13 protein-coding genes are annotated in these 11,969 nt (G+C 67.9%); 2 read left to right on the forward strand and 11 right to left on the reverse strand.

Translation table 11 applies throughout. The features are described from left to right. Window positions 1-22: 22 nt before the first annotated feature. The 3 genes from F572_RS0106390 to F572_RS0106400 form a co-directional block, all read right to left on the reverse strand. Window positions 23-679 (reverse strand): protein-L-isoaspartate O-methyltransferase, encoded by a 657-nt coding sequence (locus tag F572_RS0106390; RefSeq protein ID WP_017940904.1) that lies wholly within the window; start codon window positions 677-679, stop codon window positions 23-25. A 294-nt stretch (window positions 680-973) separates the two neighbouring features. Next, a complete protein-coding gene (locus F572_RS0106395; RefSeq protein WP_017940905.1) occupies window positions 974-2,206 on the reverse strand; it encodes a multifunctional CCA addition/repair protein in 1,233 nt (410 codons plus the stop codon). Window positions 2,207-2,231: 25 nt separating this feature from the next. Further along, complete coding sequence (locus F572_RS0106400; RefSeq protein WP_017940906.1) at window positions 2,232-3,203, reverse strand: complex I NDUFA9 subunit family protein; 972 nt, start codon at window positions 3,201-3,203, stop codon at window positions 2,232-2,234. 104 nt (window positions 3,204-3,307) lie between these two features. Between F572_RS0106400 and F572_RS0106405 the strand changes: the two genes are divergently transcribed. Beyond that, entirely contained in the window at window positions 3,308-4,675 is a 1,368-nt protein-coding gene (locus tag F572_RS0106405; RefSeq protein ID WP_017940907.1) for an NAD-dependent succinate-semialdehyde dehydrogenase, read from the forward strand. Between the two features lie 45 nt (window positions 4,676-4,720). On the opposite strand, the gene F572_RS0106410 is transcribed toward F572_RS0106405, so the two are convergent. From F572_RS0106410 to dksA, 7 genes are all read right to left on the reverse strand, one after another. Then, window positions 4,721-5,140: an HIRAN domain-containing protein gene (locus tag F572_RS0106410; protein ID WP_017940908.1), complete on the reverse strand. Its 420-nt coding sequence runs from the start codon at window positions 5,138-5,140 to the stop codon at window positions 4,721-4,723. 70 nt (window positions 5,141-5,210) lie between these two features. Continuing rightward, the gene (locus F572_RS0106415; RefSeq protein WP_017940909.1) at window positions 5,211-5,741 is read right to left on the reverse strand and encodes an MOSC domain-containing protein; all 531 of its coding nucleotides are present in this window, start codon (window positions 5,739-5,741) and stop codon (window positions 5,211-5,213) included. Then, complete coding sequence (locus F572_RS0106420; RefSeq protein ID WP_017940910.1) at window positions 5,741-6,709, reverse strand: YafY family protein; 969 nt, start codon at window positions 6,707-6,709, stop codon at window positions 5,741-5,743. Before F572_RS0106420 ends, F572_RS0106415 begins: the two co-directional genes overlap by 1 nt. Before the next feature lie 4 nt (window positions 6,710-6,713). Further along, on the reverse strand, window positions 6,714-7,190 hold the full coding sequence (locus tag F572_RS0106425) for a hypothetical protein (protein WP_017940911.1): 477 nt from the start codon (window positions 7,188-7,190) through the stop codon (window positions 6,714-6,716). 153 nt (window positions 7,191-7,343) lie between these two features. After that, the gene (locus F572_RS0106430; protein ID WP_026142909.1) at window positions 7,344-7,991 is read right to left on the reverse strand and encodes a DUF1826 domain-containing protein; all 648 of its coding nucleotides are present in this window, start codon (window positions 7,989-7,991) and stop codon (window positions 7,344-7,346) included. Then, window positions 7,988-9,250: a zinc metallochaperone GTPase ZigA gene (gene zigA / locus F572_RS0106435; protein ID WP_017940913.1), complete on the reverse strand. Its 1,263-nt coding sequence runs from the start codon at window positions 9,248-9,250 to the stop codon at window positions 7,988-7,990. The genes F572_RS0106430 and zigA overlap by 4 nt, the downstream gene beginning before the upstream one ends. A 65-nt stretch (window positions 9,251-9,315) precedes the next feature. Next, on the reverse strand, window positions 9,316-9,717 hold the full coding sequence (gene dksA / locus F572_RS0106440; protein ID WP_017940914.1) for an RNA polymerase-binding protein DksA: 402 nt from the start codon (window positions 9,715-9,717) through the stop codon (window positions 9,316-9,318). 115 nt (window positions 9,718-9,832) lie between these two features. Between dksA and folE2 the strand changes: the two genes are divergently transcribed. Further along, window positions 9,833-10,777: a GTP cyclohydrolase FolE2 gene (gene folE2 / locus F572_RS0106445; protein ID WP_081601991.1), complete on the forward strand. Its 945-nt coding sequence runs from the start codon at window positions 9,833-9,835 to the stop codon at window positions 10,775-10,777. Window positions 10,778-11,064: 287 nt separating this feature from the next. Here folE2 and F572_RS0106450 read toward each other — a convergent pair whose 3' ends face one another. After that, window positions 11,065-11,943, reverse strand: a complete 879-nt coding sequence (locus F572_RS0106450; protein ID WP_017940916.1) for a class I SAM-dependent methyltransferase — start codon at window positions 11,941-11,943, stop codon at window positions 11,065-11,067. Between the last annotated feature and the right edge of the window lie 26 nt (window positions 11,944-11,969).

The following is an 11,969-nucleotide window of genomic DNA, read 5'->3' on the forward strand; positions in this document are numbered from 1 at the left end:
GGCGTGGGATGCCCGGGCGGGCTCAGAATTCGAAGGCGGGTCTGGGCTCGAAGCCGACCAGCGGCTTCACGCGGGTCTCGAACAGGCCCTCGTGGAGGCAGTCGTCCTCGGTGGTGCGGGTAATGAGCTGCGCCTCCATGATCGGGCCGTCGCCGGTGATCACGAACAGCCGACCGCCCAGGGTCAGGTACGGCTCGAGGAAATCTTCGTATTCGGTCATCGCGCCGGTCAGGATGATCGCGTCATAGCGCGGGCGCGGCGGGGTCCAGTCCCGGGTCACCGTGGCGGTACGCAGGTGGGCGTTATCGAGGCCCAGGTCCGTCAGGCGGTTGCGCGCGGCCAGGCGCAGCTCGTCGATACGCTCGATGCTGTCGACCTGGGCGGCCAGGTGCGCCAGGCCGGCGGTCACGTAGCCGGAACCGGTGCCGATCTCGAGCACGGTCTCGGTGGGCTGCGGCGACACGGCCTGCAGCAGGCGGCCGACCACCACCGGCGGCAGGGTATTCTCGCCGTGCCCCAGCGGGATCTCGGAATCGGCGTACGCCAGGGCCTGGTAGGGCTCGGGCATGAAGCGTTCACGCGGCAGCGTTTCCATCACATCCAGAACACGAGTATCCAGCACGTCCCAGGGGCGGACCTGCTGCTCGACCATGTTGATCCGGGCCTTGGCGTAATCCATCGCGGTTTCCTCAGTACGCTCGACAGCCGCGAAAGAGTACGTTCGCGCGCCGAAACAGGCAAGTAGGAGCTCAGCCCTCTGAGCGATCGGATGTCGGACAGGCCCCATCGCCCACGGGGGGCGGTGCTCGCCGAGTCCCCGTAGGAGCCTGCTTGCAGGCGAATGCCCCTGCCCGTGTCCGGCTTTGGCGGGGGCTTCGCCTGCGAGCAGGCTCCCACGCTCCGGCCCCGCGTAGGAGCCGAGCCTCTCGGCGATTGGGTGTTGGGCAGGCCCCATCGCCCAGAGGCTGGGCTCCTACAGTTCGGGGTTGTCCGCGAGGGCCTCGGCAATGGCTCGGATGCGCTCGCGCTGCAACGCCTCGCCCAGGGCCTTGCCCTTGTAGCCCTCGGCCATCAGGGCCTGCGGCTGTACGGCCTGCGCGGCGGCCACCGCGTGGCGCACCGCGTCGGCCTGCGGGTACGGCTTGTCTTCCCAGCCGGTGCGCCCGCGGAAGTCCGCCTCCACCGCGAGCAGGAAGGGCTCGACGTTCTCGGGCCGTCGCAGTGCGTCCAGTCCGTCGACCAGCTTCATCACCGTCTTCGGGCGCAGTTCGAACACGCGATGCACCAGCCCGTGGTAGCGCGCCACGCGCACCGCGAGGTCGCGGTAGCGGTTGGGCACGCGCAGGCGTTCGGCCAGGGCCCGGATCAAGTCCACCCCGCGTTCCTCGTGCCCGTGGTGACTGGGCAGGATGGCCGGATCGGTCGTGCCCTTGCCGAGGTCATGTACCAGCGCGGCGAAACGGACCTCGGGTGCATCGGACAGCCGGGTCGCCTGGTCCAGGACCATCAGGGTGTGCACGCCGGTGTCGATCTCCGGGTGGTAGCGCTCGGGCTGGGGGACACCGAACAGCCGCGCGATCTCCGGAAACAGGATGGCGAGCGCCCCGGCCTCGCGCAGGACCTCGAGGAAGCGCCGCGGGGCCGGACTCTTCAGGGCCTTCTCGCACTCGGCCCAGACGCGCTCGGGCACCAGGGCGTCGACCTCGCCGGAGGTGACGAGCTCCTGCATCAGCGTCAGCGTGTCAGGGGCCACCTCGAAGTCCCAGGGCGCGAGCTGGGCGGCGAACCGGGCCACCCGCAGCAGGCGCACCGGATCCTCGGCAAAGGCGGGGGCGACATGGCGCAGCCGGCGGGCTTCCAGGTCATCCTGCCCGCCATAGGGGTCGATCAGGCGGCCGTCGGTGTCCTCGGCCATCGCGTTGATGGTGAGATCGCGGCGTTCGAGGTCGTCTTCCAGGGTGACCTCGGGCGAGGCGTTGAACTGGAAGCCGTGATAGCCCCGCGCGGTCTTGCGCTCGGTGCGCGCCAGCGCGTATTCCTCGTGGGTCTCGGGATGCAGGAAGACGGGAAAGTCGCGCCCGACCGGGCGAAAGCCCGCCGCCTCCATCGCCTCGGGGGTGGCGCCGACGACGACGTAGTCGCGCTCCGTGAACGGGCGCCCCAGCAGGCGGTCGCGAACCGCACCGCCGACGAGATAGGTCTGCATGGCGGCCCCGGGTTCGCGATCCGGGTCAGCCGCGGCCCGATCCGCGGTTGAGGGTTCGCAGTACCTGCATGCGGGCCTCGCGTCCGGCGCCGCCGCCACCCAGGTAGCCGGGGGCGATGGATTCGAGTCGGGTCGGGCAGGGCAGCTGCTGCTCGCCGTCGCAGACGGAGTCGATGGTCAGCGAGGCGAAGTTGTCGCGCGACAGCGGCTTGCCGGGCACGAACTCGAGCAGGCTGGCCTGGAGCTTGCCGGCCCAGTCGGGCAGGCCGATCACCGGGCGCCGGTGACCGGAGGCGCGCCCGACATAGCGCACCAGCTCGGCCAGGGTGTAGGTCTTCGGCCCGCACAGCTCGAAGCCCTGACCGATAGTGTCATGGTCTTCCAGTGCCTCGACGAAGTGCTCCGCCACGTCGCCCACGAACACCGGGGCAAAACGTGCCCGGGCACGGGCGAGCGGCATGACCGGGGAGAACTTCAGCAGCGTGGCGAAGCGGTTCAGGAAGGAGTCCTCGGGCCCGAAGATCACGGATGGGCGAAAGACCGTGACCGCCAGGGATTCGCTGGCGAACACCGCCTGCTCCGCCGCGCCCTTGCTGCGCAGGTAGTGGCTGGGGGCGTCGTCCATGTCCGCCTTGAGCGCGCTCATCTGCAGGAAGCGGCGCACGCCCTGCGCCTCGGCGGCGGCCAGGGCCTTTTCGGTCAGTTCGGTATGGGCCGCACGGAAGCCGGCTCCATTGTGCCCGCGCTCGTTGAGGATGCCGACCAGGTTGATCACCGCGTCCTGCCCCGCGAACACGCGTTCCAGGGTGGCGGGGTCATGGGCGCTGCCCTCGACCAGATCCACCTCGGGGTTGACCAGGAGATCACGGTGGCGATGCGGGCGGCGGGAGAGAACGCGGACCTTCAGGCCGCGGTCAATCAGTCGGCGGATGATGTGATGGCCGACGAAGCCCGTGCCGCCCAGCAGGCAGACATTGCGAATCGAATCGATCGACATGGTGGCAAGGTCCTTCCGAAAGCGAGTGCGGGACGTCTTATACTCGGGTGACCTGCATTGTTCAAACAAGCCCGGATTCCGGGCCCTGACGCCGAGGCACCGATATGACCGAACTCACCGCGATCAATCCCGCCACCGGCGAGACACTCGCGCGCTATCCGCGTATGGATCGGGATGCCCTGGAAGCGGCATTGGCTCGCGCCGCCAGCGCGGCCCCGGACTGGGCCGCGCGCCCGGTCGCGGAGCGCGCCGCCCGCCTGCGCGACCTGGCAGGGGTCCTGCGCAAGGAACGAGAGGCGCTCGCGGAAACCGCCACCCGCGAGATGGGCAAGCGGCTGGCCGAGGCGCGCGCCGAGGTCGACAAGTGCGCCAACGCCTGCGAGTACTACGCCGAGCACGGCCCGGATTTTCTGCAGGACACCATGGTCGCCTCGGATGCGAGCCGCTCGTTCATTGCCTGGCAGCCACTGGGGACCGTGCTGCTGGTGATGCCCTGGAACTTTCCCTACTGGCAGGCCTTTCGCCAGGCGATCCCGGCCACCCTGGCCGGCAATACCGTGCTGCTCAAGCATGCCTCCAACGTGCCCGGCTGCGCCGAGCATCTGGAGCGGGTGTTCATGGCGGCCGGTTTTCCCGAAGGCGTGTTCCGCAACCTGCCGGTTGGCTCCGAGGCGGTGGAAGGCATCATCTCGGATAGCCGTTTGCAGGGTGTCAGCCTGACCGGGTCCGAGGGCGCCGGGCGTGCGGTGGGTGCGGCCGCCGGCAAGGCGCTCAAGTCCTCGGTGCTGGAACTCGGTGGCTCGGATGCCTTCGTTGTGCTGGCGGACGCCGATCTCGATCACACGGTGGAGCAGGCGGTCCGCGGGCGCTTCCAGAACAACGGCGAGACCTGTATCGCCGCCAAGCGCTTCATCGTGGAGGAATCCATCGCGGACGCCTTCGTCGAGCGCTTCCAGGCCGCTATCGAGGCGCTTGTCATCGGCGACCCGATGGACGAGGGCACGAACATCGGTCCGCTGGCGCGCGACGACCTGCGCAGTGAACTGCACGACCAGGTCACGCGCAGTGTTGCGGCCGGGGCCCGCGTGGTGACGGGGGGAGAACCGCGCGAGGGCACAGGGTATTTCTACCCGCCCACGCTGCTGGATGGCGTGGAACCCGGGATGCCGGCCTTCGACGAAGAGACCTTTGGCCCGGTCGCGGCCGTCACCCGGGCGCGCGACGCGGACCATGCCATCGAGCTCGCCAATCGCTCGCGCTTTGGTCTGGGCGGCAGCGTCTGGACCGGCGATCCAGTGCGCGGCGAGGCCCTGGCCCGTCGGCTGGAGTGCGGCTGCGCCTTTGTCAACGGCATCGTCAAGAGTGACCCGCGCCTGCCTTTCGGTGGCGTGAAGGACTCCGGCTACGGCCGCGAACTCTCCGAACTCGGCATCCGCGAATTCGTCAATGCCAAGACCATCTGGGTGGGTTGATTCACGCCTGTCGAGAACCCCCCGTATTGACCTGAACGTATCGCTCTAGTGGGCCGGTGAGGTTCGCGGCCGGGCGCGGTACAGGCCGAGTTCGAGGCGGTTGTGGCGGTCGGCCTGGTCGCGTTTTTCCAGGATGCGGGCGATCAGGGGCTGGTCCTGGTCGAGCAGTCGCGCGGCCAGGCCGTTGCGGTCGCGCGGCAGGTAGCCCAGGTGATGATCCATCCAGCGCACGGCGACGGCCTGCTCGTCGTGGGTGTTGGTGCGCTCGCGTTCCACGGTCAGGGCCTGGCCGCGTTTGAGGATGTCCCACAGCTTCGGCGCCTCGTGGTGACGGAAGCCGGCCAGTGGAATGGTCTCGAGCAGTTCCTCGGTGGTGGCGGTGGCGTTGTAGGCCCCGCGGCGCGCGTAGTAGCCGCGCAGGACGGGGGTGCGGCGGGCCTGGCGGTTGGGGGTGTTCGATTGCATGGTCGCGCTCCTGGGTGGGGTTTGCGACCTTTTTAGCACCGGGGGTGGCTCACAGAATGAGCCACCCCGGCTAATCGTGTGTTGCGGGCCCCGCGGCGGCCTCCCAGTGCACGGGGTCGCCCTGCCGGATGGTGCCCGGCTCCAGTGGCCGCAGGCAGATACCGCTGTCCTGGCGCAGGGCGCCGGCGAGGTTGTAGCCGACCACCTGGTTGAGCCAGCCGCAGGGCGGGCGCGGCCGGGTGATGGCAAAACGCACAACACCGATGCGCAAGGTTCCCGCGCGCGGGCTGCGTCGGAGGCCGCTGACCACGAGGTTGCGGCGGTGGTCGCCGGGCGTCGGGGTCGCGGGCTGGCGCAGGCGCCGCGCCCGCCGCGTGGCGCGGTCCAGCTCGGCGCTGCAGATCAGGGTGACGGGGCAGGATTCCACCGTGTGCCAGTGGCCCTGCCCGGTGGCGTAGCGGTCACCGGTCAGGCCCGCTTTGGTGACCTCCACGGCGGCGCACTCGTGCATGGGGGTGCCGGCCCGATCGGCGATCCAGATCGTTTCCAGCCGGCCGGAGACGGTGGCGGCTTTGCGGCGGGCCAGCCAGCGGCGCAGCATCAGGACGAAGCCGCGTATTGCGCAGCGGCCTCGCGCAGCGTGGTGGCGACACGGGTGCGCAGGCTTTCGGGGGCCAGGACCTCGACCCCGGGACCGTGGCGCAGGATCTCCTGGATCAGCTCGGTGGGATCGCCGTAGGGCACCCGAAGGTGGTAGTGATCGCCTTCGAAGTGGCCGGTCTGGTCCGGATGCCAGGTCTCGTCGGCGACCCAGCGGGCGTGTTCCGGGGTGAAGCGCAATTTGGCCCATTGCTGTGCGGGGCCGGTGAAGATACCGAAGGCGTCGCCAGTGTGGGCGTCCAGCGTGGCTTCGTCGACATCGTGATAGCGAGCCTCGACCGATTGCGTGGACCGGATGCGCTCCAGCGCGAAGGTGCGCAGGGCGCGGGCCTGCTCGCACCAGGCGATCAGGTACCAGTTGTCGCGGTAGTAGAGCAGGCGCTGGGGGTGCACGACGCGCCGGGTCGCGGCGTCCCGGGCGCGGCCGTGGTATTCGATCTCGAGGGGGTGTTCCTCCAGGGTCGCGGAGGCAATGGCCTGGAAATTCTCGCCGCGACCGCCTCGCTGGGCCAGCGGCTGGATGCGGATGCGCCGGCGCACCGCGTCCGGTTGATGGCCGCCGCTGGCGAGCAGCTCGCGGATGCGCGCTTTCAGCGGCCCCAGTGTGGGTGCCAGCAGGCCGGGCTGCACATCCTCCAGCAGCTGCTCCATGGTCAGCAGCGCCAGCAGCTCGGATTCGTTGAACCACAGCCCCGGCAGTTCGAAGGTCGGGGCGTCCCGGTCGTAGCGATAGCCGTTAGCCTGCGGGTCGTATTCGATCGGTGCCTGCATGAAGTCGCGCATGTATTCGAGGTCGCGCTTGATGGTGGCGCGCGAGACCTCGAGATCCTCCATCAGCTGCGCCAGAGACGGCGGACAGCGGGCCTGCAGCAGCCGGTGCAGGTGGAAGATGCGCTCGGCGCGGTTCACGGAATCAGTGCAAGGGAGGCCATTTCCGGAACGCTACGTGGAGGACACGCCCCTTGGCAATCTCGCGCGGCTTTTTCGTGGGGTGCGCGGCGCCCGCTGCACGGGCACAGGTGAGCTGCCTCGAGCGGTTTCCGGGCGCGGCCGGCTGGCGAGCGAGCGGCTGATGGACGCGATGGCCGGGGCGTCCGGCGTTGTCTGCGGTCTGGCTGGCGAGGGGTACGGGGGCGTCCGGTCGCGTTGCCGGCGCCCTGCGCTGGACGGTAATGCCTTCGAGGCAGGCCTCCAGGATCAGATCCCGGGTGGTTTCGTGGACGGTGTCGCGGCTCTGCGGGCCGCAGCAATCGGTCGGGGCAATGATGCCGGAGTCCAGCAGATCCCGGAGTTCCTGCCCGCGCCACTCGGCCACGACCCGGCGGGAGTGATCGTCGATGATCCGCAGCGAGGGGGCGGGATTTTCAAGCCATGCGTCGAGAGTGAACATATTGACTCCTTGCAAACGAGAACCATTCGCATCCATGTTCCTCGAAGGGGAGGAGGGAGTCAAGCAAGGAAGCGCAGTTTTTGCGGCAAGACGCGGATCCTGCGATCGCTCCGCGTCTCCCTGGCTTCTTGTGGGAGCTGCGGGATGGTTCGATCAGGGGTAGTCGAGCCGCACGAGCAGGCGTCGGGCATTGTCCGCCAGTGGCGGCGAACGATGGACCGCCCCCAGGCCGCCGCAAGTGGGTGAGCGCTCGCCTTTCATGAGGATGACGGACCCGGTCCCCAGCGTCACCGGTGCATGCCCCCCGAGAACGCCTTCGTTATCACCACAACGCAGCCGGTCCCGGTTTACGTAGCGATCGTCTGCATATTCGGTCCCGGGGCCGGTGTAGCTGCAGACCATTCGCAGGACGTTGTTGTCCACATGGAACATCGGACACGGCTGATCGTGCAGGACCTCGAGCTGGATGCGGACGCTGAGCGCGTGGGCGACCACCGCGAAATTGTGTGCCAGCCGCTCGAGGTCGTATGCCAGACGGTGGATCCTGAACGGGGACAGGTCACTGTGCTCCAGAAGCCGTTCACGCACCTGGTCCGGCCGGCAGGAGGTGTCCAGGATCATGCCGCTTTCACTCGCGGCCATTGCACCGGCCTGCTCCTGCAACGGGGCATCCATGCACCGCCGCCATATAAGGGCATTCACATCGCGGCGGTGAATGCCCTTGAGCTCGACAGCCCGGTCGACAAAGCGGTGCCGCGAACGCGCGTTCGCGGCCGGTGGCGAGGTTTGAGTAGCCGTCATGCGGGGACGTCCGACCGGGTTTCGCTGGTTGCCGGGTCTTCCGCCTCGCGCTCTGCGGTCTCGGCCTCCAGGCGCCAGACCGGGAAGGGGTCCGCGTAGCTCAGCCAGCGTTCCGGGCCTTCCAGCATCTCGTCGTCGGTGAGCAGGCAGGCGTCGAGACGTTTGCGCATCGCATCCGCGTCCATGTGGATGCCGATCAGCACGATTTCCTGGCGCCGATCGCCGAAATGCTCATCCCAGACGGGAGCGATTGCGGTTGCCCACCAGTCTTCGTCGGTCGGGCGCTTTTCGGGGGGTACGGCGGCCCACCAGAATCCGGCGGCATGGTGGGTCAGCGCGCCTCCGGCCTGAGACAGGGTGCCGGCCCAGTCGGGGCGCGAAGCCAGCCAGAACCAGCCCTTGCTGCGGATGATGCCAGGCCATTCCTCGTGCAGCAGGGCAAAAAAGCGTTCCGGATGAAATGGCCGATTGACGCGGTATACGATGCTGGAGATGCCGTATTCCTCGGTCTCCGGGGTGTGGCCACCCATCATCTCCTGGGCCCAGCCGGCGGCCTGGGACGCGCGGTCGAAGTCGAAGCGTCCGGTTCCCAGCAGGGACTCCGGCGCGACCTGGCCGTGTGTGGTTTCGATGATTCTGGCGTCCCGGTTCAGGGCGCGCACGACGCTGCGGACGGTATCCAGTTGTTCCGGCGACGGGCGATCCACCTTGTTCAGGACAATGACGTCCGCGAACTCGATCTGATCCACCAGCAGGTCAACGACGGTACGGTCGTCTTCCTCCCCCAGGGATTCGCCGCGGTCGCCCAGGAAATCGCTGGACGCGTAGTCCTGCAGCAGGGCACCTGCATCCACCACCGTGACCATCGTGTCGAGGCGGGCGACATCGTCCAGGGACTGGCCGTCTTCGTCGCGGAAGGCGAAGGTGGCCGCGACCGGCATGGGTTCGGAAATGCCGGTGGATTCGATGACCAGGTAGTCGTACTGCCCGGATTCGGCGAGGCGGCGCACCTCCACCAGCAGGTCGTCCCGCAGCGTGCAGCAGATGCAGCCGTTGGTCATCTCGACCATGCGGGCATCGGTACGTGTTACGGCATCCTGGCCGCCGCGCACCAGGGCGCTGTCGATGTTGACCTCGCTCATGTCGTTGACGATGACCGCGACGCGCAGCCCCGACTGGTTGTGCAGGATGTTGTTCAGCAGTGTGGTCTTGCCGGCGCCGAGAAAGCCGGAGAGGACGGTGACGGGAAGACGTTTCATGGTACCTCCAGGGAATCGGGATGCCCGGGCGTCGGAATGTGCCCGGATGGAAGGGTTGGGCAGGCTCAGCGAACGAACACGTGTTCGGCCTTTTCCTGGCGTTCCTTGACCTCGATGCACAGGGTCGCCGTCGGGCGTGCCAGCAGGCGGGGCAGACCGATCGGTTCGCCGCTCACCTCGCAGTAGCCGTAATCGCCGGTTTCGATGCGATGCAGGGCCGCATCGATCTTTCGCAGCAGGCGGCCTTCGCGCTCCTGCACCCGCATCGACAGGAGGCGCGACTCCTCCATTGCCGCACGGTCAAGCTCGTCCGGGGTGCGTTCGTTGTCGCGCAATCCGTCCCGGGCGCCCTCCATGTCGGCCAGGATCTCGTCGCGCATTTCGAGCAGGCGCTCGCGGAAGTACGCGAGCTGGGCCTCGTTCATGTAGGCCGCGGCAGGCATGGCCAGCAGTTCGTCGCGGGTCATGGGGTTCCGTCGGTTGCGATCAGGATGTTATACCATAACGTTTCGATTGCGCCCCGACAACACGGATCGGCCACCGTCCTGTGATGGGGTCGACCCGCCTGCAAAAAGGTGTCTTATGTCCTCTACCTGTGTGTCTACGGCCTCGCCGGATACGGAAACCTCCGCGACCGATCCGCTACCGGATATTGCCGCGTCGGCTGCTACGCACGCCTCTGCGCTCGACTGGGTGGGTATGGAAGACATCACCCTTCCGCTGTATCTGACCGGCCAGCCAGTGATCGCTCGAGCCAGCGCGGGGGTGAGCCTCGACGACGCGGGCGCGCGCGGCATCCATATGTCACGGCTCTACGGGGCCCTGCGACAGCTGGAGTCTCGTGAGCTGGACCTTGCGCGGCTGTGTGGCGTGCTCGAGGCGTTTCTGGCTTCGCACGATGGCCTGTCCAGCGTGGCCGAGGTTCGTCTGGCCGGGGAGCTGCCGCTGGAACGGCCGGCCCTGGTCAGTGCCGCCGCGGGCTGGAAGCGCTACCCGTTCAGGATCGCTGCACGCAGCGAGTCCGGGGCGGTGTCCCTGGAACTGGAGGTTCAGGTGGGCTATTCCTCCACCTGTCCCTGCTCCGCCGCCCTGGCGCGGCAGGCGATCCAGGAACAGTTCGACCGTGACTTCACGCGAGCGGCTGTGGATGCGGCAACCGTGCGCGAATGGCTGGGCCGGGCCGAGGGGATTGTCGCGACCCCCCACAGCCAGCGCAGCGAGGCAACCGTCACGGTCGGTCTGGAACCGCTGGTATCAACGCTGCCCCTGCCCGATCTGATTGATCGCGTGGAACAGGCGCTGGGCACCGCCCTGCAAACGGCGGTAAAGCGCGTCGACGAGAAGGCCTTCGCGCTCGCCAACGGCCGCAACCTGATGTTCTGCGAAGACGCCGTACGGCGCCTGGACAGCGCCCTGCGCCCGGAGTACTCCGCCCGCGGCTATCGCGTCCAGGTCCGCCACCGCGAGAGTCTGCATGCACACGATGCCGTCGCGCGGGTCGTGCGTCTGCCGTCAGCGGAACGCTGAAGCAGCCAGTTGGAGCGTGGACCGCCACAAGGCGGTGGGGTTGGTCAGGCATCTGCCAGGTCGCTCTTCGGCAAGCGTGTGGACACGTAAAAAAGCCGCCGGATACGCAATCCGGCGGCAATGCTTACGGAGGTTGGAGAGACCAAAGGCAGGAAGCCACCTTTCGTCCTGGCGACACACAGCTGTCCGGGCTGCGCATCTAAATGAGAATCATACGCACTTGCGGTGCATTGTCAAGCGGACTGAGGCCTGTTCGGGCCCAGGGGGGGGCGATGGCGTAGCCCGTGCTACGGCCCGGACGGCACTGACTGCGGGGTGCCTGCCGCGTCGGGCAGGCTGCGATGCCGGTCGGCCATCGGCTCGGCTGCGATCAGGTAATCCGCCCCGTGCCGCAGGCCCTCCTTGCTTCGGGCCAGCGGCAGGGCGGTTTCCCGCAGCGCCTCGATCTTCTGGTGCATGGCCTTTGCCAGGCCATCGTCATTGAAGTGCGACAGCTGGCGCAGGCACAGGTCGAGCTGGCCGTTGACGAAGCGCTCGCGGTAGTGAATCGGGAAATAGCGGACATCCAGAACCCGGAAGCCGGCGATTCCGAGATGGCGCATGACCCAGGACGAAGGGTATTCGCGATAGGGGCGGTTCCCCGCGAGCAGCAGGCAGGCATCCCGCAGGCGGCCGATTTCGCGCACGATGCGGTCGGACTCGGTCTTGGGTTCGGTCAGTACATAGGGTTCCACGCCGACGAGATACAGCCGCTCGCCCACGTGGGGCCGCAGCCGATGCAGCGCGCGGTCCTGCCAGTAGGGCGAGAAGCCCTCGATTGCTCCGATGAAGTAGTCGAGCAGGACGGTGTCGAAACGCTCGCCAAACAGGAGCTGGTCGGACATCCAGTTGCCGACGAGGATGCGATCTTCGCGTCGCCGGCCTTTTCCTGCCGCCTTCTTCACCGTGTTCGCCATCTCCTGCGAGGCCGTGACGGCCGTCCAGCGCGCGGTCTCCAGCGCACAGATCCACTCGATGGATGCGCGTCCGGTGCCGGCATCGAGCACACTTCCCCAAGGTCGGTCGCCCTGCAGCTTCTCGATCGCCTGGAAGATCGGCGAGTGGGTGCCCTGGCGCTTCGGCCCGCCGGATGGGGGTACGCCATGGGAGGGTAGCTTCGAGGTCATGGTTCTGCTCCGGGGTGACCTTTTGA

Origin of the sequence: Thioalkalivibrio sp. ALE14, from assembly GCF_000376845.1 — a bacterium.
Taxonomy (GTDB): Bacteria; Pseudomonadota; Gammaproteobacteria; order Ectothiorhodospirales; family Ectothiorhodospiraceae; genus Thioalkalivibrio.